The sequence below is a fragment of the Photorhabdus tasmaniensis genome, from assembly GCF_011189505.1.
GTDB classification, from domain to species: Bacteria; Pseudomonadota; Gammaproteobacteria; order Enterobacterales; family Enterobacteriaceae; genus Photorhabdus; species Photorhabdus tasmaniensis.
In genome coordinates this window covers 1-2,009 of sequence record NZ_PUJU01000129.1, presented here as the reverse complement: position 1 = coordinate 2,009, position 2,009 = coordinate 1, and the positions used below count along the sequence as shown (strand labels likewise).

At 60.3% G+C, this 2,009-nt stretch carries 2 protein-coding genes; both read left to right on the top strand.

What is annotated here, in order from left to right:
• On the top strand, positions 1-684 hold a 684-nt coding region (locus tag C5471_RS23070), incomplete at its 5' end, for a type VI secretion IcmF C-terminal domain-containing protein (RefSeq protein ID WP_278250195.1).
• Between the two features lie 57 nt (positions 685-741).
• Positions 742-2,009: VasL domain-containing protein (locus tag C5471_RS23065; RefSeq protein WP_166296538.1), on the top strand; the 1,268-nt coding region annotated here is incomplete at its 3' end.

Below are 2,009 nucleotides of genomic sequence, written 5' to 3'. Positions count from 1 at the left end.
GAAGTCGAATGGAGTGAAAACGTCGTCAGACAGTACCAGACCTACCTGGCTGGCCGCTATCCGTTCAACCCCGAAGCCACCCAGGATGTGCCGCTCAGTGAGTTCGACCGCTTCTTCCGGCCCGGCGGCACGCTGGATGCCTTCTATCAGCAGAACCTCAAACCGTTTGTCGAGAACAACCTGACCTACGGCACTGACGGTGAACAGCTTATCCGCCCGGATGTGCTGAAACAGCTGACCCTGGCTAACCGTATTCGCGACACCTTCTTCACCCCGCAAAACGGCCTGGGTACCCAGTTTGCCATTGAACCGGTCAGCCTGACCGGCAACAAACGCCGCAGCCTGCTTAACCTCGACGGACAGTTACTCGATTATGCCCACGGTCACGGCAGCATCGTGCACTTAATCTGGCCAAACTCCATGCGGGCTGGCGTGGAAAGTCAGCTCACGCTGATACCGGACGTCAGTGGCAAATCGCCGCGCGCCGTCAGCTTCACCGGCCCGTGGGCACAACTGCGCCTGATTAACAGCGGTAAACTGACCAGCGTACGGCCGGATTCCTTTGATGTGCTGTTTAGCGTGGATGGCGGCGACATGACCTACCGTATCTACGTCGATGAATCCGACAACCCGTTTGCCGGCGGCCTGTTCAGCCAGTTCAAACTGCCTGACACCCTCTACTAATGACAAATGAAAATGCCCCTGCCCCGCGTCGCCGGTGGCAGGCAAGGATAAACGGCCATGCGTGAATCCCCTGAAAACCTGATTATCCGTGCCGGCAGTAACCCGATGAACCTGCCGGCGTTCACGGCAATCCGTGAAGAAATCAACAAAATCAACCACCCGTCTCAGCCAGCGGTGAACTGGCTGCGGATTGAATCCCTGGCCCTGACCCTGTTTCGCTGCCACGGCGTCGATTTGCAAAGTGCGATTTACTACACCCTGGCCCGGATGCAACTGAGCGGCCTGGCCGGCTTTACCGAAGGCTGTGAACTGCTGGCTGGCGTGATTGTCAGCCAGTGGGATGAACTGTGGCCGCCCCAGCCTGCGGTCCGCACGGACATGCTCGACTGGTTTAACACCCGCAGCGGCAACGCCCTGCGCCAGTACGACTACACCGCCCGCGACCTGCGCCTGATTTACCGGGCAGAGCGGGCCTTGCAACTGATAGTTGACCGGCTCCAGCAGTCCGATTTAAAGCGCCTGCCCAAAGTCGAAAACCTGCTGTGGTTTTTCCAGAACACCGCGAAAAAACTGGAAAATAGCCGTATCCTGCCCACACCGGCCCCCAAACCAGTCGCGATGCCGCCGCTGGTCTACCTGGCCACTACCGGGCCGGAACCGGAACCCGGCGACCCCGGTGACGACAGCCCCCCGCCCAAAGTTCAGGTCCGTTTCCCAGAACCACCGCCCGGGATGAGCGCCTTACAGGGCTTTGGACTGGGCGTTCTGCTGGGCGCGTTTGTCCTGACCGGCAGCTGGCTGGGGCTTTACCGCCCGCTGCAACAACAGCTCACGGCCCTGACTGACACGCCGGATGGCGCGCGACTGGCCTGGCTGTACCGGCCTGACCTGCCAACCTATGAACAGCAGCTGACCCGGTTAGCGGACACCTCCCCGCTGGTGGTGCTGCAACAGGCTGAACAGCTGACCGGCATGGCGCAGAAAACCTGGCCGCAGGACCGCAAACAGCAGCGAGAAACCGCCCGCTGGCAACAGTTACAGGCCGTCCGGCTGGATAACGCCCCGCTGTCGGGCAGCTGGTACCAGACCCACAATCAACTCCAGCAACTGACCGACAAAATTCTGGCGCAGGAGCGCAACCGGGGCAGTTTCACCCTCTCCTATTTGAAGACCGCGATATATCAGATTCAGACCCGCCACAACCGCGACGTGCCGCTGGAAGAGTTGCTGCGTCAGCTGGCCGTGGAGGTTGAACAGGGGCACACCGTCTCACCGGCCCTGATAAAAAAGACCGACGACCGTTTTAACGCCCTGCTCAGTCGCTA